This window comes from Chromobacterium phragmitis (assembly GCF_003325475.1).
In the GTDB taxonomy this organism is placed as follows: domain Bacteria; phylum Pseudomonadota; class Gammaproteobacteria; order Burkholderiales; family Chromobacteriaceae; genus Chromobacterium; species Chromobacterium phragmitis.
This window is the reverse complement of the sequence record NZ_CP029495.1, coordinates 492046-513409: the sequence shown is the minus strand read 5'-3', so window position 1 is coordinate 513409 and position 21364 is coordinate 492046. Positions and strand designations below refer to the sequence as shown.

Genomic DNA, 21364 nt, shown 5'->3' with positions numbered 1-21364 from the left:
CGAATATTCAGGATCAGAGACAAGCTCTGATTCAGGCTTCTTTCAGTTTGTGCCAGTTTATGTCTGGTGGCCATAGCGAGATGGTCCCACGCCTTCCCATCCCGAACAGGACCGTGAAACATCTTAGCGCCGATGATAGTGTGGCATTCGCCATGTGAAAGTAGGACACCGCCAGACGCCTCATACACAAGCCCAGCTCTATCGAGCTGGGCTTTGTGCTTTGCGCTCTCCGGTGAGCGACTCGAAGATTCTCAGGCGAACCCCACACCCCAGCTCGATGAGCTGGTTTTTTTGTGTTGGTTCGCTTGTTTCTGCGACCGGCATCCGCCGGGCCTTTTCGTGGGGCAAACCCCTGTTCCGCCTTCTGGTCTGCCAGTCCGCTCAATCCTGCAGGACTTACGTTTCGAACGCCTAGGCATGCTTGCTTTGTTGATAGGGTTGGGTGTCTGCTCCCGGGGCCGTATCATGTGGACTTCGAGAGGATGCAAGATGACGAGACGACTCAAAGCCGGATTGTTGGGTTATGGCTATGCTGGCGCGACCTTTCATGCGCCTTTATTGAATGCGACCGAGGGGTTGGAATTGGTCGCGGTTTCTTCCAGCAAGCCGGAGCATGTGGCGCAGGATTGGCCCGGAGTTCGGGTCTGGCCGAACGCTGAGGCATTGCTGGATGAGAGCGATATCGATGTGGTCGTGATCGCCACGCCGAACGACAGCCACTTTCCATTGGCGCAGGCGGCATTGCGCGCTGGCAAGCATGTGGTGGTGGACAAGCCATTCACCTTGGATGCCGCGCAGGCAAGGCAGTTGATCGAAGAGGCCGCCCTGGCCGGCACGATGTTGTCGGTTTTCCATAACCGGCGCTGGGATGCCGATTTTCTGGCGGTGCGGCAATTGCTGGAGGACGACTCGCTTGGAAGAGTGGTTCATTTCGAGTCGCATTTTGATCGCTACCGGCCGCAGGTGCGACAACGCTGGCGTGAATCGCCAGGGCCGGGGGCCGGGCTGTGGTTCGATCTGGGGCCGCATCTGCTTGATCAAACATTGCAGTTGTTCGGCTTGCCGCAGGCGATCAGTTTGGAGTTGGCGGCTTTGCGCGATGACGCGCAGAGCGATGACTGGTTTCATGCCATGTTGCGTTATCCGGATAAGAGGGTCGTTCTGCATGGCAGCGCGCTGGCAGCCGCCGCGGCGCCGCGTTTCACCATCCACGGGACCCGCGGCAGTTTCACCAAGCATGGCCTGGACCCGCAGGAGGACGCGCTGAAGTCGGGAGAGCGGCCGGGCGGCCTGGGGTGGGGGCGGGACTCGCGGCCTGGCTGCGTATTGCTGGATGGCGTCAGTCAGCCATTCACTGGTCCGGCGGGGGACTATGTCCGCTATTACGCGGCCATCCGCGATGCGATTCTGAGCGGGAAAGGCAATCCGGTGACTGCCGAGGAGGCGTGGCAGGTGATGTCCCTGCTGGAACTGGGCAAGCGCAGCGCCATGCTGCAGTGCTGGCAACCCGTGCCCGATGGCCTGCAGACGCAGGCAAGCTGAACGTCGCCGCCGTCACTCTTTGGCCTGCAGGCGAGCTCGCAGGCTTACCCTTTCTTCTTTTTGCTGCCGCTGTCGCCGCTCTGCTGGGCAGCGGAGGCCGCCTCGGCGCTGGTTGCCGCTTTCTGCTCGGGCGCGATTTCGGTCAACAGCTGTTCCAGCAGCTTGCTGCGGGAACTGATGTGGTGGTCGAAGCGCCAATCTTTCAACAAGTCGATGGCGACGTCGAAATACCGCATATCGATATCGTAGAGCTGGCTCAGGTCAAAGGAGCGTCCCATCTCCAGCGCGGCTGCCAATTCCTTCAGCACCTGCATTTGTTGCGGATCGTGGCCTTCCTCAATGAAACGGCGAATCTTCTTGGCTGCGTTCATATAGCGGGTCCTTGCCTGGCGCAGGCGATGTTGGCGCAAATGGATAGGCAATGATGCTGGCAGTGCGCCGCGCGCGTCAACCTCGCTAAGTTTCCGCAGCTGGCCTGATCCTATGGACAGGGAAAAATGTTGCAGCGCGGTATCTGTTTCATATTGCGGACTGTTCATAGCTCACCCAACATCAGGAGCTTGCCATGAAGCAGCAGGAAGTCCGCCACCGCGCTTTCGCCATGCCTTTGACCAGTCCGGCCTTTCCGCCTGGACCGTATCGCTTCGTCAATCGGGAATACTTGGTCATCACTTACCGCACGGATCCCGATGCCATCCAGGCCGTACTGCCGGAGCCGCTGCAGGCGCTGGAGCCGGTGGTGAAGTATGAGTTCATCCGCATGCCGGACTCCACCGGTTTTGGCGATTATTCAGAAAGCGGGCAGGTGATACCGGTGAGTTTTCGCGGGGAACGCGGTAGTTATGTGCATTCCATGTTTCTGGATGATCAGCCGCCGCTGGCCGGCGGGCGAGAATTGTGGGGATTCCCGAAGAAGGCGGGACGCCCCAGGCTGGAGGTGCATCAGGATACCCTGGTGGGCAGCCTGGATTTCGGGCCGGTGCGCATCGCTACCGGCACCATGGGCTACAAGTATCAGTCGCTGGACCGGACGGCCTTGCTGTCCAGTCTGGCAGAGCCCAATTTCCTGTTGAAGATCATTCCGCATGTGGACGGCACGCCGCGCATTTGCGAGCTGGTCCGCTATCACACCACCGATGTGACGATCAAAGGCGCATGGAGCGCGCCGGGCGCGCTGGAGCTGCATCCGCATGCCTTGGCGCCGGTGGCGGAGCTGCCGGTGCTGGAGGTGCTGTCCGCCAGGCATTTCATCTGCGATCTGACGCTGGATTTGGGAACGGTGGCCTTTGACTACCTGCAACAGTAGTCGGCGTCGTGGTCACGAGCATTCGCGATGAATAAAGAAAACGGCCCTGAACAGGGCCGTTTCCCATTGACGCGGGATCAGAACCAGAAGTAGCGTCTCAGCGCCGCGTCGAGATTGGCCACGTCGGGCGCGCCGACACCGGTGGCTTGATCATACCCGCGATGCGAGTTGTAGCCCCAGTTGTTGCCGGCCACGATGTCGCGCAGCGGCGCGCCGTGGCGGCCGAATCCATGATAGCCGTGGCCAGTGGCAGCCAAGCCGTACAAGGAGAAGTTCAGCAGGCCCAGGCGGCCGCCCAGCGACTGGTTCAGCAGCGCGGTGATGCCGGCCAATTGCGGCGCGACGAAACTGGTGCCGCCGTTATTGGTTTGGATCGAGAAGCCCGTCTTGCTGGAGGTGTAGTACACCACGTAGCCGGTTTCCGGGTCGCCGTTCATCGAGATGTCCGGCACATTGCGGCCCTGGAAATTGGCGGGCAGGGTGGCGACCACCTGGGGCGGGTTCTGGCTGCTGTCCACCAGTTGCTGGCCAGCCGGGCTGTTTCGCATGCCGGGCAGCCAGTTCTGGTAGAACGGACGGCTGATGAAGCTGCTGACGCCGCCGCCGTCTCCGACTGGGAACGTGCCGCAGGCAACCGGGTCCTTGCCCAGCGCCTTGCACAAGCCGTTCAGGTAGTCCCAGCCCCAGGCGCGTTCGGACGGAATCTTGACCTTCATTTCCTTGCCGTTGGGGTGGAAGGTCAGCGTGGTCGGCACGGTGGTGGCGCCTGCGGCGGTGATGAATTGCTGATTGGCCGGGCTATCCACCGACAGCACCTTGTTGTATTGCGGCAGCGGCGCGGCGCGGTTCACATCGTAAGCGCCGGAATCGCCGGAGGCCGCGAACATGGTCTGGCCTTGCAGGGCGGCTTGCAGGAACAGGTCATGGTAGGTTTGCAGCACATTGGCGCTCTTGCCTCCCACCGGATTCACCGTCTGCGCCTGCTGATCGAACCATTCCCATTCGCCCCAGCTGACCGACAGCGTGTCGGCGGCGTTGGACTCTATCGCCTTGGCGAAGGCGTCGACGAAGCCCTGAGTAGTGTTGGGCGCCTGGTAGACGATGATCTTGGCTTCCGGCGCGATGCCGCCAGACTGCTCGACATCCAGGGTGGTTTCGCTGGAGCCGGCATCGTCGTCTGGCGCGCCGGGGCCGCCGTCGATGTCGACCACGGTGAGGCGGTTCGGATCGGCGGCGAGGCCGATCGAACTCCAGTATTGGAAGGCGTCGGACGGGGTGAAACTGGCCAGGGTGACGATGCCTATGGTGGCGCCTTTGCCGTGGATGCCTTTGTTGTAAAGCGGCGTGATGTTGTAGTGGCGGGCCAGGTCGGTCACGGTCCACTTGCCTGGCGCATTGCCGCTGGTCACGCCGCCGGCGCTCTTGTCCATCGCCGGTTGCAAGTGGTTGGGCAACTGGCGCAGATGGGGACGGAAGTGAGGGCGGCTGTCCAGGCCTATCACCGCCTGCACGTCGCTCAGGTCGACACCGGGGGACGAGGCGCGGACGGGCGCGGTGTAGCGAGCCGCGGAACCTTGGATAACGGATTTGTTCTGGAATACATGCACTTCGGCTCCGAAGGCTTTTTGCACGGTGGCGGCGGGCCCGCTGACTTGCAGCAGCGTGCTGCCGATGCGCTTCACGCTGAGGCCGGCCACCTGCATGCGGGCTGCTACCTTGGCGATGCTGGCCTCGCTGGGCGCGAAGCGGGCGCGGAATTCCGACGGCGTCAGGAATTTATGGTAATTGGGGCTGGATGGGGTATGCGCTTCCTGCAGATAGCGCGCGGCGGCATCGCGGTCGCGCAGGCTGAGCGCGATGGTGACCGTCAGCTTTTGCGCCGGGGCGGCCTGTTCCACTTTACCCAGATCCTGGGGGCTTGCGGCCATCGAACCGGAAGCCGCGGTGGCGGCCAGGGCGGCCGCCAGCATTTTCATCTTGAATGCCATATTGTTTGCTCCATATGTAGATTCCGGGCTGCGGTTCTGTGCTGCGGCTCCGGTCCGGATGGTGGCATCCGGATATCCAATCGGAATAATTGGAAGGCCAGTATAGGGATCGCCTCATGTGACGGGTTGAGCGTTTTTGTAACGTTGCGTGTGTCAATTCCATCTTTTTGTCATGTTTCGGCATTGGCGGCGAATCGAAATAGCTAGTGCTTGCAATTGAATCGGATGAGGCGGCGTTGCGATGGGCCGCCAGAGATGGGAGAGGCGGTTGACACCAGCAGGCGAGAGCGGCTGCTGGTTTGGATTCCAGCGGCTATCGATCAGCCAATCCGGTCGGAACATGGACGGTGCAGTACAATGCAGATGGAGAGACGAATGCCCCGACGGACGATGTCAGATTGCCCGCGCGGATTCGACTAAAAGACACATGGACAGCGCGTAGCGGAGGTTGGATGCTGATTGATCGTTTTGGCCGGGCCATCGAGTACCTGCGCCTGTCCGTCACCGACCGCTGCGACCTGCGCTGCAGCTACTGCCTGCCCAAGGGCTTCAAGCATTTCGAGGAGCCGGACAACTGGCTTACCTTCGATGAAATCGAGCGCGTGGTGGCGATGTTCGCTCGGCTGGGCACTCGCCGGGTGCGGCTGACCGGCGGCGAGCCGTTGCTGCGCCGCAATCTGCCGCAGTTGGCCGCCAGGCTGGCGGCATTGCCCGGCCTGGAGGATTTGTCGCTGACCACCAACGGCACCCAACTGCGCCGGCACGCGGAGGCGCTCCGCGCCGCGGGGGTGCGGCGCCTCAACTTGAGCCTGGATTCGCTGCGGCGCGACTGCGTGGAGGACATCACCGGCAGCGACAGCCTGCCCAAGGTGCTGGAAGGCCTGATGGCGGCCAAGGACGCAGGCTTTGCGCCGATCAAGATCAATATGGTGGCGATGCGCGGCGTCAACGAGCAGGATATCGAGTCCATGACCGCTTTCTGCATCGCGCATGGCTTCATTCTGCGCCTGATCGAGGCGATGCCGATGGGCGACACTGGCCGCGCCGCGCATTATCTGGACCTGCAGCCGGTGCTGCGGCGGCTGTGCGAGCAGTTCGATCTGGTCGAGCAGGCCAAGACGCTGGGCGGCGGACCCGCCCGCTACTGGAGCAGCCGCGACGGCCGCTTCTCGCTGGGCATGATCACGCCGATCTCGCAGCACTTCTGCGCCAGCTGCAATCGGGTGCGGTTGTCGGTGGACGGCACGCTGTACATGTGCCTGGGACAGGAGGAGAAGCTGGAGCTGCGGCCGCTGCTGCGAGCCGGCATCGACGACGCCGGCCTGGAGGCGGCGCTGCGCGCGGCGATAGAGTTGAAGCCGGAGCGGCATGAGTTCCGCGAGCAGCCGCAGAAGCTGGTCCGCTTCATGTCGATGACCGGCGGCTAGCCGGCGGGCGCGCGCGTCAGCGTTCCAGTATCGCCCGGCGATGGCGCCGGAACACCCATTTTTCCCACATCAGGTGCGTGTCCAGATCGAAGCTGCCGTGGATGTCCGCGCTCAGCAGATTGGGCTGTCCTTGCCGAGCATGGCATTCGATCACCCGTCCATGCAGGCACAGGCTGAGCGCCGAGTCCGGATTCGGATACAGAGACAGCAGCAGCGGCTGGCCTGGCTGCCAGGCCATGTCGTCTTGCCATGCCACGGCGTTCAGCCCCAGCCGGCACGGGGAGCAAGGCGGCCGTTCCGGATGGCGCTCCAGCAGCGACACCTCCAGCGCCAAATCCAGCTTGGCCTCCAATCTCAGCAAAACCGGGTTGCTGTCTTCCGGCGTTTCGCCAGGCGCCGCCAGCACCCGCAGGGCCAAACGGGTTTCGCGTTGCAGCCGCGGCGGGTAGTCGCCTGCCAGCGGCTGCGCCTGGAAGGGCAGCTCGGCATCGAAACTGACGGTGTCCAGTTGCAACAGCTCTGGTGATCGGGTCTCGGCCATGGTTTTCGCTCAGTGGAACAGGCGCAGGATGGCGTCCAGGCCGCCATGTTCGATGGCGATGTCGGCCTCGGCGCTGACGCGCGGTTTGGCATGGTAGGCGACGCCGACGCCGGCTTCGCGCAGCATGGGCAGGTCATTGGCGCCGTCCCCCACCGCCATGACCTGGCCCGGTTTCAGCTTCAGCGCGTCGCGGGTGGAGACCAACAGCCGCTTCTTCGCTTCGGCATCGACGACTTCGCCCTGCAACCGGCCGGTCAGCTTGCCGTCCACGATCTCCAGCTGGTTGGCGTAGGCGTAGTCCAGGCCGTAGTCGGCCTTGAGGCGTTCGGTGAAATACGTGAAGCCGCCGGAGACCAGCAGGGTTTTGATGCCGAAGCGCTTGCAGGCGTCGAGCAGGGATTCGGCCCCCGGATTCAGCTTCAGCCTCTCCTCGTATACCTGGCGCAGCGCGGACTCCGGCAGGCCCGCCAGCAGCGCCACCCGTTCGCGCAGGGCGGCGGCGAAGTCCAGCTCGCCGCGCATCGCGCGCTCTGTGATGTCCGCCACCTGGGGCTTGATGCCCTTGATGTCGGCGATCTCGTCTATGCACTCGATATTGATCAGCGTGGAGTCCATGTCGGACACCAGCAGGCGGAAGTCGGCGAAAGCCCGGCCGCTGTCGACGAAGGCGGCGTCGTAACCGTGGCCGCGGCAGCGTTCGAGCACGGACTGGCTGTGGGCCGGGTTTGCGCCGCGCATCCGCACCACGTCGATGTGCGGATGATCCAGATGCGGCGCCTCGGCCAGATGGGCGATGTCGGTGATGTGCTGCGGGTCCGGCTGCGGGGCGAGTACTACCAGGGTTTTCAGTGTGCTCATTGTGCGATCGGCATCAAGACGGGTGTCTTCATTATGCCACGTCTCGCGCCGGCTGCCGCCCCGCGCGGGGCGACCGCTCAGTTAACTTTGCCGCAGGCCTCGCAACGGGCGCTCAGCCAGCGCTTCAGCCAGGCGTCCAGCGACAGCGCGCCGGATCCGAAGGCCAGCAGCGTCAACAGCTGCGCGCCCCAGAAGTAATGGAACTGCCGGGTGGCCTCGTTCAGCGCCGGGTAGCTGATCACCGCCACCGCGTTGAGGATGAACAGGCCGGCGGCGGCGAAGCGTCCGCCCAGTCCCAGCGCCAGCAAAACGGACAGGCCCAGTTCGCCGCAGGTGGCCATCGCGGCGGCTACGGCCGGCGGCAGCAGCGGCACGTGATATTCGTCGGTGAACAACGCCAGCGTGATGTCCCAGTCGTCTATCTTGGTCAGGCCGGAGCGGAAGAAGACGTCCACCAGCCACAGCCGCAGCAGCAGCAGGATCAGGGGTTGCAGCAGGTTGGAGTAGCGGATCAGCAGCTGGTAGGCGGAGACCGCCGGTTTGGCAATCGCATTCATTTGGTTTCACCTTGTCGGATGTGGATGGCGGATAACAGCGGCGGCTGGAACAGGCCCAGCAGCGCGGCCTGCAGGTCGAAGCCGGGGTCGCGCGCTTGCGCCGGCTCCAGCGCCTGGGCCAGCGGCGCGCCGGCGAACAGCGCGGCGTAGAAATCGAAGCGAGCGTCGTCCAGAGGCAGCGCCTGGACCTGGCCGTTCTCGCGGCGGATCAGCGCGTTTTCCGGCGGTCGCGCCAGCAGCCCCTCAAGAGAATCATGGTCGCGGTGCGCGCGCCAGATGCTGAGCGCGGGGCTGGAGGCGCGGCGCAGCGCGATGCCCGGCAGCGGCTCGAAGGCCAGCGCCTCCCATTGCTCGGGCGCGACGCCGGCCAGCGCGGAGATGGCCAGCGGCTCGGCGTCGACTGCGTAATAACAGCAGTGGATCGCCCACTCCAGGCTGGCGACGTCGGCGAGGTAGGGCAGCTCGCGGCAGTGCTCGAAGCCGGCGATGAAGTCGGCGAAATCCGCGCCGTAGCGGTGCAGATTGCCGCTTCCCGACGCATGGGTCTTCACGTATTCGCGCGCCAAGGCGGCGAAGAAGTCCTCGCCCACCAGTTCTCGGCAGACCGGATGGCTGTGCGCCAGCGCATCGATCAGGCCGATGCGGTAGTTGTTGCGATAGACCGCCAGGCCGGCGGGCGAGAGGCCCAGCGAGTCGGCGGCGGATGCCTGCGCCGGATCGGCGATGGCTTCCAGCAGCGCGTGCTGCCAATCATGCCAGTTCATCGCATGCCTCCAGCAGCGCTTGCGCCTTGGCCGCCTCGCCGAGCAAAGCGGCCAGCGGCGGAATGTCGAGATCCCACTCGATCAGCGTCGGGCGCGGTCCGAAGCGGGCGATCACTTCTCGGTAGAAGGCCCATACCTCGTCATGCACCGCCTGGCTGTGGGTGTCCACCAGCAGGCCTTCGCGCTCGCTGTAGCCGGCCAGGTGGATTTCGCCAATCGCGCCGGCGGGCAGCGCGGCCAAGACCGCGTCGGTGTCGGTGCCGAGGTTGATCCGATTGACGTACAGATTGTTGACGTCCAGCAGGATGCCGCAGCCGGTGATGCTTACCAGTTCGGCCAGGAATTCTCCCTCATTCATTTCGTTGCCGGGGAATTCGACGTAGCTGGACAGGTTTTCCAGCAGAATGGGGCGGCCAAGCGCGTCCTGGGTTTCCGACACGTGTCCGGCCACCGCGTCCAGCGCGGCGCGGGTATAGGGTATCGGCAACAGGTCGTTGACATAGCGGCTGGACGAATGGTTGAACGACAAATGTTCCGAGACCGCGGCTGGCCGGACTTCGTCTATCAGCCGCCTGAGCGAGGCCAGGTGGCCCCGGTCGGGGCGGGCGGCGGAGCCCAGGCCCAGGCCGACGCCGTGCAGCGACAGCGGCCAGTGCCCGGCCACGCGGCGCAACATGGCCAGCGGGGTGCCGCCATCGAAGAAATTCTCGCTATGCACCTCTACCCAGCTCAGCGGGGGCAGGGTGTCGAGGACTTCGCGGTAATGCGGCGCGCGCAGGCCGATGCCGCATGCGGCGGGAAGTGTAGAGACAGACATGCTGGTGTTCCGGGAGAAGACGGCCCGCCGGGACGCGGGCCGCCGGTGGGTGGGGCTTACTTGTGGGTCAGTTTGCCGCCCATTTTCTCGCAGCTGCCCTTGGCCACGTATTTCCAGTCGCCCGGATCTTTGTCCATTTTGGCCTGGCCGGCGCAGGAATGGGCGCCGGTGGCGGATGCGCAGTCGTTCTTGCCGGCTTGGGCGATGCCGTAGCATTTTTCCTTGTCGGCGGCGGCTGCCGGCGCGGCGCTCAGCGCGCCCATGGCGATGACGGCGCCCAGGGCGGATGCGATCAGTGCTTTGTTTTGCTTCATGTGTGACTCCTTGCTTGGGTGTGAGCCGGACGATCGTTTTCGTCCAGCCGGGTATGGTAATCAAAGCGGCTGGAATTGCCAGCCGGCAACATTACATCGGCTTGGTATGACCGCCCATCTTCTGGCAAGTGCCGGCGGGCACCAGCTTGAAATCGGCAGGGTCTTTGTCCATCTTGGACTGGCCGGCGCAGGCGTGCGCGGCGTTCTTGCAGTCGTTTTGGCCGGCCTTGGCGATGCCGAAGCATTGATCCTTGTCGGCGGCGGCCGCAGGCATGCTGGCCAGCGCGCCGAAGGCGATGACGGCGCCGAGGGCGGAAGCGATCAGGGTCTTGTTGGGGTTCATGGTTTCTCTCCTGGGGTAGCGCGATTGTTGTATGTGGCGGCGGATGCCTGAGTCCTGATGGCGTTCGAGCATCGGCGCACAACCATTGAGTCGCGATGCTTTTTCGTTTCTTACGCGAACCGACAAAAAATTTTCGCGGGCCAGGATCGCCGCGCCGCCGGGATGCCGCCAAGGCCAGGCGAGCGGATATTTTCATCGTTATAGCGGGTGGGCGCGCCGACAGGTAGGCGATGAGAGAGGAGGCAAGAAAAAGGCCGCGGAAGCGGCCTGGGGGTCAGCGGATGTCCACCACCTTGTGGGTCTGCACCGAAAGCCGCCATTGCGGATGCGCCATGCAGTAGGCGATGGCGGCGCGGGTATTGTCTGCCAACTGGGGGCCGTCCATCGGCTGCAGGTAGAAGGTGCCGAAATCCAGATGGGCGACGGTTTCCGGCAACTGCGCGATCTGCGGATAGACCAGTTTCAGCTCGTCGCCGGAGCATTGCTGCAACTCCGATCCGGCTTTGGGACTGACGCAAATCCAGTCGATTCCCTCCGGAGCGGCGATGGTGCCGTTGGTTTCGACGGCGATTTCGAAACCTTCCGCATGCAGGGCGTCTATCAATGCCGCGTCCAGTTGCAGCAGCGGCTCCCCGCCGGTGCACACCACGTAGGGCACGCCGCCGGCACCCTGGGGCCACTCGGCGGCGATGCGGGCGGCCAACGCTGCCGCGCCATCGAACTTGCCGCCATCCGGGCCGGCGCCGACGAAGTCGGTGTCGCAGAACTGGCAGACGGCCTTGGCGCGGTCCTCTTCGCGGCCAGACCACAGGTTGCAGCCGGCAAAGCGGCAAAACACCGCCGCGCGGCCGGCCTGGCGGCCTTCGCCTTGCAGCGTGTAGAAGATTTCCTTGATGGTATAGGTAGTCACAACGTTTTCTCGCTATCGACGGCGGCGGTCACAGCAGCGGCCAGCGCATGTCCTGATGGAAGTGCAGGGACACGCCGGCGTCGTCGCTTTCCATCAGGTCTATCCGCGCCAGTTCCGGCACCAGCGGCGACAGCTGGGCGTGGATCCACTCCGCGACCGCGGCGTTGTCGGCGCGGCGCACGCCTGTCAGCTTGTCCAGCGGATTGTGGTCCAACTGGCGGTAGATGGGCTTGAAGCGGTCCTTCACGTCGCCGAAGTCCAGCAGCCAGCCCATGGTGCGGTCTATGCCGCCGGACAGCATCAGGCGGACCAGGTAGCTGTGGCCGGTGTAGTTGCCTGCGTCGTCGAAAGGCATCGCGCTTTCAAAGCGCTGCTCCTTCCAGATGCGGAAGCGCTGGCCGTCGAACTGGCTGCCGGCGCTGTGCGTTTCGCGCACCTCCACCCAGGCAAGGCCGGAGATGGCGTCGCCCAATTGCCGGAACAACCATTGCGCCAGCACTTCGCTGGTGGGGTTGTCCAGCCCGGCGATGTCGTTCAGGTAGTGGTGGTTGAGCCGGCGATGGAGCGGCGCCCAAGCGCGCGCCAGATCATGCTGGCCGCTGAGCGAGGCGTCGGCGACGATGCGCACGCCGAAGCCGTGGCCATGCAGGCGGCCGCATTTATGGCCGGGCGGCACGTGGGGCAGATGGTGGGCGGCCTCGAAGGAGGCGCTGATCCAGCTGAGCGCGCGCGCGCCGTCCAGCATCACGCCGCGGTCCGGCGCGCCGCGCAGCTGGATGGCGGCGGGGCAGGGCAGGGCATCGGCGATGTGGCGAGCCAGCGCCAGGTCGTCGCAGGCGGACAGCGCCGCGCTCAGATCGGCGTAATCAAGCGGCGCGACGGCAGCCCGGACGGCGGCTTGCAGCGCGTCCTGGCTGGTGTTTTGGGCATCGCTGCGCACGCTCAGGCGAAAGCTGTGGCCATGCGGCCTCGAGGCATGGCCATGGTCGGCCGGCAGCCGCCGCGCCGCTTCGAAGCCGGCGCCGGCTATCAGGTAACAAGCGTGCATCTTAGTGTCCTCGCGCCTCGGTCCGGCAGCGTTCCACCAGCGGGTCCGGCACGCCGGCTTCGGCGAAGCCCTTGGCGCGCAATTCGCACGAAGCGCAACGACCGCAGGGCGGCACCTCGCCGTTGTAACAGGTGTGACTCCAGGCCAGGGCGTCCAACGCGCCAACCTGTTGCGCCAGAGTGACAGTTTCGGCTTTGGACAAGTACATCAGCGGCGCATGCAGCTCCACTCGGCTGTCCATGCCCAGCCTCAGCGCCATTTCCAGCGCCTTCAGCGTGTTTTCGCGGCAATCGGGGTAGCCGGAGTAGTCGGTCTGGGCGACGCCGGTCACCAGATGGCGCGAGCCGAGGGTGTAGGCGAAGGCGGCGGCGAACGTGAGGAAGATCAGATTGCGGCCCGGCACGAAGGTATTGGGCAGCGCGTCGCCTTCGCGGACGCCGTCTTCCGGGGCGATGCCGGCATCGGTCAGCGCGTTGCCGCCGATGGCGGCGAAAGTATCGATGGGAAGGACGGTCTGGCGCACCCCGGCCAGCGCGGCGATCTTGCGCGCGCAGTCCAGCTCCACGCGGTGGCGCTGGCCGTAATCGAAGGTGACGGCCTCCACGTTGCCGGCGCCGAAACGCCGCAGAGCCCAATAGAGACAGGTGGTCGAGTCCTGGCCGCCCGAAAGCACCACCAGAGCTTTTTCTTTAGTTGCTTGATTCATGTTCCGTCGAAAAACAGTCGAAGGTTTGTGACCGCGAACCGGGATCGGTCTCACCCGGCGCGCAAACAGAAGATTCTAACCCACTATAGAACGCTTGGGACGCGTGGATGGTTTGTGGTCAAAATATGACATGTGGAAATTGTGCAACGAGTGAGTTTTTATTGATTGCGATCATGACGTGTTCATGCAATTAATGAATTGAGCATGATGATTGTGCGACTAATAACTTTTCGTGATGTTCCAAGCATCCAGACAACAAAGGGAAAACAATGGACAAGAGATTACCTATCGCAGCGGTTGCCATGCTGCTCGCCTCATCTGCCTTCGCCAGTGACCTTCAGGTCAGTCTGAGCCAACCCGCGGTCAGCGCGTCGCAGGACGTGGACGTGACCGTCACCTATCGCAACGCCGGCAAGGAGACGCTGCATGTCTACCGCTGGTACGTGCCGGGCAAGGAGCTGCAGGAACAGTTTTTGGCGGTGAACGTCAACGGCAAGCAGGCCGAATATTTGGGCCCGCGCTACAAGCGCGTGGTGCCGTCGCTGCGCGACACGGTTTCCTTGGCGCCGGGCGCGACGCTGAGCGCCAAGGTCCGGGTATCCGACTACTACGATTTGTCCAAGGGCGGCCAGCTCAACGTGCGTTTCGAGAGCAACAGCGGCAAGGTGCTGAACCGCAGCCTGCCGGCCGGCGTCAGCGCCAAATCGGCTGGCGCGGCGCAACCGCAGGATGAAGCGATCACCTCCAATGCGGTCAGCGGCTACAGCGCGGGTAAAATCAGCCCGCTGCTGCAGCGCTCGCAGGCGGCGAAGCAGGAGTGGCAGGCGCTGGCGCGCACTGCGGTCAGCGGCGTCACTTATGCCGGCAACTGCTCGGTCACTCAGCAAAACCAGTCCCGCGACGGCGTCACCGCGGCCAGCGGGATGGCCGACGAGACCAACGCTTATCTGAATGGCACGCCGTCCGGCACCCAGCGTTACGTCACCTGGTTCGGCAAATACAGCCAGACCAACTGGAACACCGCCAAATCCCATTACGTGAAGATCAAGGACGCGCTGGACACCAAGCCGATCAAGCTGGATTGCAGCTGCACCGACAGCGGCACCTACGCCTACGTCTATCCATCGCAGCCGTACACCATCTACCTGTGCGGAGCATTCTGGAACGCTCCGACAAAGGGCACCGACTCCAAAGGCGGCACGCTGGTGCATGAGCTGTCCCACTTCACCGTGGTGGCGGGCACCGACGACCATGTTTACGGCCAGACCGGCGCCAAGAATCTGGCGAAGAGCAATCCGACCCAGGCGCTGAACAACGCCGACAACCACGAATATTTCGCTGAAAACACGCCGTATCAGCCCTGATCCATCGACTGAGTCCAACCGGACCCGCCAGGCTGAGGCCGGCGGGTTTTGATTTGGTGTCGACAGTTTGTCATGTCCGGCGTGGCTGGATAATGGGGTGGAATGCGGGGGCGACGCGTCATATCATGAAGAGGCGCCGACTCCGCGAGGCCAGTCTGTTGCGGATGTCGGAGCGGATCAGGCGGCCTTTGTCCCGGGATCGCCCAATGGCATGGGGATGCGATGTCATCGACGACCATCTTGCTGGTAGAAGATAGCGCGACCAACCGCTATTTCATCGAGCAGTTCATCCTGGAGCTCGGCTATCGCTGCGTTTCCGCCAAGAACGGGCTGGAGGCGGTCGAGTATTGCCGCAATCAGGCGCCGGACTTGATCCTGATGGATGTCATCATGCCGGAGATGGATGGCTTGCAGGCGACCACCGAGTTGCGCAAGCTTTTCGGCGAGCACTGGGTCCCCATCATCTTCCTTACCAGCTTGAACGAATTGGAAAGCGTGGTTGTCGGCTTGAAGGCCGGCGGCGACGACTATCTGGCCAAGCCGGTCAGCTTCGACCTGTTGTCGGCCAAAATCCACGTTTTCCTGCGCATCGCCGAGATGCAGAACCAGATCAACCAGGACGCGATCCGGCTGGAAAAGTATTACGAGGAGAACGAGTTCGAACAGCAGCTGGCGCTGGAGCTGATCGAACGTCTGATCCGGCAGCGGACCTCCCGTCCCGACTACATTTGGCAGTATCTGAGCCCGGCCGCCGGTTTCAATGGCGACTTGATCATCATCTGTCAGCCGCCGGGAGGCGGCGAGCACATCATGCTGGCCGACTGCACCGGCCACGGCCTGACGGCTGCGATCAGCGCGCTGCCGGCGATAGACTGTTTTCACGAAATGACCGAGTCCGGCTGCGGCATGGACGCCATTGCGAGAGGGGTTAACCAGAAGCTTCACAAACTGTTGCCGGGGGGGCGTTTCGTAGCTGCCGCGTTGATCACGACCGATCCTTCCGGCAGCGAGGTTCGGGTGTGGAACGGCGGCGTGCCCTGCGTGTTGCTGTTCAACGACAAAGGCGAAGTGGAGGCACGTTGCAAGTCTGCCCATCCGCCGTTGGGTGTGCTGCCGGCGGATGCGTTCGACGACGATATGCAGACCATTTCCTGGCAAGCGGGACAGACGCTGGTGGTCAGTTCCGACGGCATCACGGAGGCCAAGGATGGGCGGGGGGCGATGTTCGGCTTGGCTGGCGTAGAAGCCGCGGTGAAGGCTGGATGGCCTGACCGGATAGGCGACTCGGTGTTGGCCGCCGCCAAAGCGCACATGCTGGGCGGCGTGGCCAGCGACGATGTCTCTTTGCTGGTGATACGCCACCTGGGCCCAGATTCCAGCGCTTGAGCCGCCGCGCCGCGGCTCACATCGAGCAGACGCGCCCCCGGCCGGTGCGCTTGGCCAGATACAGTTGATCATCCGCCAGCCGCAACAGATGTTCTCCATCCTCGCCGTCTGCCGGATCGATTACGGCCACGCCCTGGCTCAGCGTCACACAAGCGTCGACGTCAGACGCCGGGTGCGCGATATGCATTTCTCTTACCGCGGCGTCTATCTTGATCGCAACCGTCACCGCCCCGGCCAGCGTGGTTTCCGGTAGCAGGCAGACGAACTCTTCGCCGCCATAGCGCGCGGCCAGATCATAGGGGCGGCACATCTGCTTTTGGATCGCCGACGCAACCTGGCGCAAGCATTCGTCGCCGGAACTGTGGCCGCAGTTGTCGTTGTATTTCTTGAAGTAGTCGACATCGGACATGATCAGCGCCAGGGTGCTGCCGCCGCGCTGGCAATGCCGCCAGGCTTTTTCCAGCCGCTCGTCGAATTTGCGGCGATTGGCGATTCCGGTCAGCCCATCGCGGTAGGCCAGCACTCGCAGCTGGTCCGCCTGGAATTTCAGCGTCAGATGGGCATTGACGCGGTTGAGCAGGGTAATGGGCGTGACCGGCTTGCTGACGAAGTCGGCGGCGCCGGCTTCCCAGCAAGCCACCTCGTCCTGTTGGCTCTGGTGGCCGGTAACGAAAATCACCGGTATGTCTTGCGTGTTCGGGTCCTGCTTCAACTGCTGGCAGACATCCATGCCGTTGATGCCCGGCATTTCCACGTCCAGCAACAACAGATCGGGCGGCGTGCTGCGGCAGAACGCCAAAGCCTGCTCGCCGCCGGTAGCCATGAACACATCGTGGTGTTCGCGCAGTATTTGATGAGCCACCACGATGTTGGCCGGCTGGTCGTCGACGACCAATACCCGGCCGCGCCTGGCGGCGTTGCTAGAAGGGGGCATGATGGCATCGTGGGTCATGTCTGTGGCGCTTTCTGCGGCCGCATGTCTTCGCAAATGCGAATCGCTTCCGCAAAATTCATGTGCATGATCGCAGCATCTAGCCGCGCGAACTCGTCAGGATGGGCGATGCCGTGTTGCTGCTTGAGCGCGATGAATAATTGCACGGCTTCGACGTTGGCTTCACGCAGCAATTGCGTCAGCGTGGCGAGTTTCGCGGCAAGCTCCGCTTCCTCTGGCTGGGCCGGCGGAGCGGAACACTCCAGCTGTTCCGCCAAAAGCTGGGCGGCCTGATCCGCCTGGGCCAGCGCGGCCGCCAGTTCTTCATGATCGGCCGGCCATTCCCGCGCCGGGTCGCGCAACGTTTTTTCCTCCCCGGCGGCGAGCATCGCCAGTGTTTCAGCGCCGACTGTGGCGGCCAGCCCTTTCAGTGTATGCAGCAATTGCACGCCTTGCTGGCGTTGTCCATCGGCGCGAGCCCGCAGCAGCCCTTCCAGCAGCGAGCGGCTTTCCTCGCAGAAACTGAGCAGGGTATGGCGATAGATGCCGCGGTTGCCGCCGAAGCGGACGAGGGCGGCCTGGCTGTTCAGCAACTGCCCGCTCTGCAGGTCGGAGGACGGGGGCGCTGCTGCTGGGGGGGCGGCATGGCCGCGGGCATGGTGCAGGATCACTTCCACCAGTTGGTTCAGGTCGAAGGGTTTGCCAACATGGTTGTCCATGCCGGCGTTCCGCGCGGCCTCCCTGTCCGCGGGCATCACGTTCGCGGTCATCGCGACGATGGGCAGCTCGGCGGAGGGGTGGGTCCGGCGCAGGATGCGGGTGACGGCATAGCCGTCCATATCCGGCATCTGGATGTCCATCAGCACCAGATCGTAACGGTTGGCCGCGCCGAGAACCGCGTCCAGCGCCGCTTGTCCGCAGTCTGCCACGTCGATGGACGCCCCCTCGTTGCTCAACAATTCGCGCGCAACCTGCTGATTGGTCAGGTTGTCCTCCACCAGCAATAAGCGCAGCCCGCATAGCCGAGGCGCGCGGTTCTCCAGCGCGGCAGGCTCCGCTTCGCGGCGGCCCGCGCCGGCGCGGGCGTCGGCGATGGCGTCGAACAACATGGAGGCGGTGACGGGTTTGACGAGAAGGTTGTCGAACATGCCAGGCGACAGCGCCTGGCGCTGCGCCATTATTTCGCGGCCATGGGCGGTGACTAGCAGTATCACGGATGCGCGGGCGCCGTTTTGCAGCCGGCGCAGCCGCTGACAGGTTTCCCAGCCGTCCAGACTGGGCATGCGCCAGTCCACCAGGATCACGTCGTAGTCCCGGTGCTCGATCTGGCTGATCTGCGCCAGCGCCTCCTCGCCGCTGGCGGCGGTGTCCACGTGCCAGCCGAAGGCGCGCAGCAGGGCGCTTTGAGCCTGACGGGCGTTTTCGTTGTCGTCTATCACCAGGCAGCTCAGGTCGCGCAGGTCGACGACTTGGGATACGGGCGCGGGAGCCTCCGCGGCGTCGCAGTCGATTTCAAAGCGGAAGCGGCTGCCTTTGCCGGGTTCGCTGTCCACCTCCAGCTTGCCGCCCATCAGCGCCACCAGGCGCTGGCTGATGGCCAGGCCCAGGCCGGAGCCGCCGTAGCGGCGCGCGGTGGAGGCCTCCGCCTGGGAAAACCCCTCGAAAATGCGTTGCAGTTGCTCTGGCGCGATGCCTATGCCGGTGTCCCGGACGCAAAACGCCAACCGCAGGCGATGTTGCTCTCGCCGCCGCAGCTCTGCCGAGATCACCACCTCGCCGCGCTCGGTGAACTTGAGCGCGTTGCCGGACAGGTTGATCAGAATCTGTTGCAGGCGCAGCGAGTCGGCTGTGATCCAGTCCGGCAATTCCGGGTCGATGTCGAACAGCACCTCCACGTCTTTTTCGCCGACATTGGCGGACATGATCACGCCGACGTCGCGCAGCAGCTTGTCGACGCTGAAGGGGTGCGGCGCCAGCGTCAGTTTGCCGGCTTCCACGCGGGAAAAGTCGAGGATATCGTTGAGGATGCCAAGCAGAGTCTTGGCGGCGGACGCGGCCTTGTCAGCGTAATCCGCCTGGCGCGGGTTCAGGCTGGTTTGCTGCATCAACTGCAGCATGCCCAGAATGGCGTTCATCGGGGTGCGGATTTCGTGGCTCATATTGGCCAGGAATTCCGATTTGGCGCGGTTGGCGCTGTCAGCCGCTGCCTTGGCCTGGTTGAGCCAGGCCTCTCGCTCCCGCTCCAGCGTGATGTCGCGGCTGATGCCGGCGATGCGCAGCGGCGTGCCCTCCGCCGAGCACTCCGCCTGCGCCGCGGCTTGCAGATGCCGGACCTCTCCATCCTGGCGGCGGATGCGGAATTCGGCGTGGAACACGCCTTTGTCCTCTAGCGTCTGCTGCAACTGGTGTTCCACCCGCTCGACGTCGTCGGGGTGGATGCGTCCGCGCCAGTGGTTGTAATAGAGGCCGAAATCGCGGAACGATTTGGGAATGTCGTAGATTTCGAACATCCTGTCGTTCCATTCCAGCGTGTCGTCGGCCAGCGACCAGCTCCAGATGCCAAGCTCCGCCACTTCGGCCGCTTTGGCCAATTGGTCCCGCGCGTCCTCCAGGTTGCGGCGGTCCTCTTCTCGCTGCGTAATGTCGGATGCGATGGCCAGGTAGCCGCTGACCAAGCCTGCGCCGTCCTCCAACGCGGACACCGTCAGCCATACCGGCAGCGTGGAGCCATTGCGCCGGGTGTAGGTCCAGCGGCTTTCATTGGGCTCGCCCAGCCGGGTGGGGCCGACGATGGCGTCGAATCCGGGTTCGATATTGAGATTGAGCCGTTCGCGCAGCAGGCTGGCGCGCTCGGCCAGCTCCGCCGGAGAGTGGAGGCGGGTTAGGGGCGACTGGCCGATCAGGCTGTCGGCGGGGTAGCCCAGCATGCGTTCGGCGGCCGGGTTGAACAGCGTGATCATCCCGTCCAGATCGGTGGCGATGATCGCGTTGCCGGCGTAATCGAGTATGGCGTTCTGCAGCGAGGAGACCACGCGGATCTGGGCGGTGCGTTGTTCAACCTGTTTTTCCAGCGAGCTGTTCAATTCCAGGATGCGCATTTCGTTGGCCATCTGCTCGGTGACGTCGCGGATGATCAAGGCGGCGCCGCCCAGGCGATCCTCGCTCCGAACCGGGGAGGCGGTAACCGCCACGTCCAGCCAGCGCTCATTCCGTCCCAGCAGGCTGCAGCGAAGCTCCAGCGGCATCTGTTTTTCCTGCACGCGCTGTAGCGGAAAAGTGCCGTCATCCGTCGCCGGCAGTTGAATGAAGCGGGCCAATGGCTGGCCCAGCGCTTCCGTTGCCGTGTAGCCCAGCATCCTTTCCGCGGCCTGGTTCCAGCTGGTGATGAGGCTGTCGGGGGCGCAGCCGACGATGGCGTCGTGGGAGCTCTCCACGATGGCGGCCAATTCGGCTCGGCGCGCGCTGGCTTGCCGGTACTTGCGTTGGTAGACCGCCAGGATCACCCCGATCAGCGAAAAGATGGCGAGTGTGCTGCCCAGCGCCGACAGGCGCGCGTTGTGGACGAGGTTGGCTACGACCTGATCGGGCAATTCCACGTAGATGCGGCTGTAATGCCCGGGATTGCCGGTGTCGAAAGGCACGTCCAGCCAGCGGGCGTAAGAGACGCCGTCGGGAGAGGCGTAGGCTTGCAGGCCGTCGGGCTGGCCTAGGCCGGAGGGGATGGGACGGAAATCCTCTTGCCAGCGCCAGCGCCGGCCACGCTCAAATCCGAAGGTCCGTCCCAGATCGGGATGCAGCAGGTAGTCGCCGCCGCGGTTGGCCAAGTAGAGGCGCAGCTCGACCGGTATGTTGTTGCGCAGGGACAGCAGCAGGTTCTGGACGTCGTAATTGATGATCACGATGCCGAACACGCGGCCCTTGGCATCGAAGATGGGCGTGGCCGCCCGCAGGGTCGGCACGGGTTTGGCATTGGGGTGCATGGGATGCCGGGAACCGTCGGTGATCTCGGAAAAGTAAACCTGTCCGGGTCTGAGGCGGATGGTGGCGCGCATGTAGTCCCGGGCGCCGTGGGGCTGCAGCGCGGAGGAAGGCACGATGTCGGGCTGGTTGCCCATCCCGCGCTCCACCCGGATCAGTTCCTTGCCTTGGTCGGCTACGCCGATGAAGCGGATGGAGGCGAGGTCTGGGTTGGCGCGGAGAAAGGCGGAGAAGATCGCGTTCAGCCTGCGGCGCCAGACCTCATCGCGAGTGTTTTCCTGCTTGTCCATTCCCCCGCCTTCCACGGCGCGAACCAGGCCGGACACCGGCGGCGTCGCGCTGAGGAACAGCACGTCGCGGCGCAGCTGGTCGAACTGCCGGCGCAGAATATCGTTGCGGGTGTGGCTGACGTAGCCCAGACGAACCTGGTAGGTGCTCAGCAATTGCTGGCGCAGGTGCAGGCCGGTCTGGAACACCACCACGGCGGTGACGGCCGCCACCGTGCACAGGAAAACGGCGATCAGCCGCAATTCCTGCTTCAACCAGCTGGATAGGCGCGGAATCGGAAACACTGGGCAGCTCCG

General features: G+C 64.0%; 19 protein-coding genes and 1 rRNA gene. 6 read left to right on the top strand and 14 right to left on the bottom strand.

Translation table 11 applies throughout. The features are described 5' to 3' along the window. Positions 1–62: 62 nt before the first annotated feature. Together rrf and DK842_RS02535 are read left to right on the top strand one after the other, a co-directional pair. A 5S ribosomal RNA gene (gene rrf, locus DK842_RS02540) occupies positions 63–177 on the top strand. A 240-nt stretch (positions 178–417) separates the two neighbouring features. Further along, positions 418–1542 (top strand): oxidoreductase, encoded by a 1125-nt coding sequence (locus DK842_RS02535; protein WP_232538575.1) that lies wholly within the window; start codon positions 418–420, stop codon positions 1540–1542. Positions 1543–1586: 44 nt separating this feature from the next. Here DK842_RS02535 and DK842_RS23540 read toward each other — a convergent pair whose 3' ends face one another. After that, complete coding sequence (locus DK842_RS23540) at positions 1587–2081, bottom strand: hypothetical protein (RefSeq protein ID WP_198414622.1); 495 nt, start codon at positions 2079–2081, stop codon at positions 1587–1589. Between the two features lie 26 nt (positions 2082–2107). Here DK842_RS23540 and DK842_RS02525 point away from each other — a divergent pair, with 26 nt between their 5' ends. Beyond that, positions 2108–2848 (top strand): acetoacetate decarboxylase, encoded by a 741-nt coding sequence (locus DK842_RS02525; RefSeq protein ID WP_114059951.1) that lies wholly within the window; start codon positions 2108–2110, stop codon positions 2846–2848. A 77-nt stretch (positions 2849–2925) separates the two neighbouring features. On the opposite strand, the gene DK842_RS02520 is transcribed toward DK842_RS02525, so the two are convergent. After that, entirely contained in the window at positions 2926–4836 is a 1911-nt protein-coding gene (locus tag DK842_RS02520; RefSeq protein ID WP_114059950.1) for a S53 family peptidase, read from the bottom strand. A 452-nt stretch (positions 4837–5288) separates the two neighbouring features. Here DK842_RS02520 and moaA point away from each other — a divergent pair, with 452 nt between their 5' ends. Further along, complete coding sequence (moaA, locus tag DK842_RS02515) at positions 5289–6263, top strand: GTP 3',8-cyclase MoaA (RefSeq protein ID WP_114059949.1); 975 nt, start codon at positions 5289–5291, stop codon at positions 6261–6263. A 16-nt stretch (positions 6264–6279) separates the two neighbouring features. Here moaA and DK842_RS02510 read toward each other — a convergent pair whose 3' ends face one another. The 10 genes from DK842_RS02510 to queC form a co-directional block, all read right to left on the bottom strand. Further along, complete coding sequence (locus DK842_RS02510) at positions 6280–6804, bottom strand: hypothetical protein (protein ID WP_114059948.1); 525 nt, start codon at positions 6802–6804, stop codon at positions 6280–6282. Positions 6805–6813: 9 nt separating this feature from the next. After that, a complete protein-coding gene (serB, locus tag DK842_RS02505; protein WP_114059947.1) occupies positions 6814–7662 on the bottom strand; it encodes a phosphoserine phosphatase SerB in 849 nt (282 codons plus the stop codon). 77 nt (positions 7663–7739) lie between these two features. Next, positions 7740–8219, bottom strand: coding sequence for a DoxX family protein (locus DK842_RS02500; protein WP_114059946.1), 480 nt, complete (start codon positions 8217–8219; stop codon positions 7740–7742). Then, complete coding sequence (locus DK842_RS02495) at positions 8216–8983, bottom strand: HvfC/BufC N-terminal domain-containing protein (protein ID WP_114059945.1); 768 nt, start codon at positions 8981–8983, stop codon at positions 8216–8218. Before DK842_RS02495 ends, DK842_RS02500 begins: the two co-directional genes overlap by 4 nt. Further along, entirely contained in the window at positions 8970–9800 is an 831-nt protein-coding gene (gene bufB / locus DK842_RS02490; RefSeq protein ID WP_114059944.1) for an MNIO family bufferin maturase, read from the bottom strand. Before bufB ends, DK842_RS02495 begins: the two co-directional genes overlap by 14 nt. A 56-nt stretch (positions 9801–9856) precedes the next feature. Continuing rightward, entirely contained in the window at positions 9857–10114 is a 258-nt protein-coding gene (locus DK842_RS02485; protein WP_114059943.1) for a BufA1 family periplasmic bufferin-type metallophore, read from the bottom strand. A 91-nt stretch (positions 10115–10205) separates the two neighbouring features. Continuing rightward, positions 10206–10457 (bottom strand): BufA1 family periplasmic bufferin-type metallophore, encoded by a 252-nt coding sequence (locus DK842_RS02480; protein ID WP_114059942.1) that lies wholly within the window; start codon positions 10455–10457, stop codon positions 10206–10208. Between the two features lie 274 nt (positions 10458–10731). Further along, on the bottom strand, positions 10732–11367 hold the full coding sequence (gene queE, locus DK842_RS02475; RefSeq protein ID WP_114059941.1) for a 7-carboxy-7-deazaguanine synthase: 636 nt from the start codon (positions 11365–11367) through the stop codon (positions 10732–10734). 28 nt (positions 11368–11395) lie between these two features. Further along, entirely contained in the window at positions 11396–12415 is a 1020-nt protein-coding gene (locus DK842_RS24325; RefSeq protein ID WP_114059940.1) for a 6-pyruvoyl trahydropterin synthase family protein, read from the bottom strand. A 1-nt stretch (position 12416) separates the two neighbouring features. Further along, positions 12417–13121, bottom strand: a complete 705-nt coding sequence (gene queC, locus DK842_RS02465; protein ID WP_114059939.1) for a 7-cyano-7-deazaguanine synthase QueC — start codon at positions 13119–13121, stop codon at positions 12417–12419. Positions 13122–13423: 302 nt separating this feature from the next. On the opposite strand from queC, the gene DK842_RS02460 reads away from it, so the two are divergent. Then, positions 13424–14485, top strand: coding sequence for a M35 family metallo-endopeptidase (locus DK842_RS02460; protein WP_168194805.1), 1062 nt, complete (start codon positions 13424–13426; stop codon positions 14483–14485). A 222-nt stretch (positions 14486–14707) separates the two neighbouring features. Continuing rightward, entirely contained in the window at positions 14708–15871 is a 1164-nt protein-coding gene (locus tag DK842_RS02455; RefSeq protein WP_114059937.1) for a PP2C family protein-serine/threonine phosphatase, read from the top strand. 16 nt (positions 15872–15887) lie between these two features. Here DK842_RS02455 and DK842_RS02450 read toward each other — a convergent pair whose 3' ends face one another. Both DK842_RS02450 and DK842_RS02445 read right to left on the bottom strand, forming a co-directional pair. Next, complete coding sequence (locus tag DK842_RS02450) at positions 15888–16805, bottom strand: diguanylate cyclase (protein WP_114063578.1); 918 nt, start codon at positions 16803–16805, stop codon at positions 15888–15890. A gap of 14 nt (positions 16806–16819) precedes the next feature. Continuing rightward, positions 16820–21352 (bottom strand): response regulator, encoded by a 4533-nt coding sequence (locus tag DK842_RS02445; RefSeq protein ID WP_114059936.1) that lies wholly within the window; start codon positions 21350–21352, stop codon positions 16820–16822. Positions 21353–21364: the final 12 nt, after the last annotated feature.